Genomic DNA, 279 nt, shown 5'->3' with positions numbered 1-279 from the left:
CACAAAAATCCCCCCTGCAATCACCGCAACCAATAGAAAAGTAATCTTCGACAAACTTGGATTCATCAAAAACAGCAAAAGAGTGGTTAAGGTGATGCCAAATAAAATGATTCCCGTAAAATCAATGGAAAGGAGCTTTTTCTCTTCTCCGGCGGCCTCTGATGAGACCTTTGGAAAGCGGAAGTAGCCCAATAGAATACAAGCGAGCGATAAAGGGATATTGACGATAAAGATACTTTGCCAGCCCCCGGTACCAATGAGCACGCCTCCTAATGCAGG

Annotated in this window: 1 pseudogene; it reads right to left on the bottom strand. The window is 44.4% G+C overall.

The features are described 5' to 3' along the window. Positions 1-264 (bottom strand): annotated as a pseudogene (locus RYX56_RS21980) (MFS transporter); the annotation flags it as partial. Between the last annotated feature and the right edge of the window lie 15 nt (positions 265-279).

This window comes from Alkalihalophilus lindianensis (genome assembly GCF_032843265.1).
In the GTDB taxonomy this organism is placed as follows: domain Bacteria; phylum Bacillota; class Bacilli; order Bacillales; family Bacillaceae_D; genus Alkalihalophilus; species Alkalihalophilus lindianensis.
Note: the sequence above shows the minus strand (reverse complement) of the source record. Positions and strands in the feature narration are given on the sequence as shown.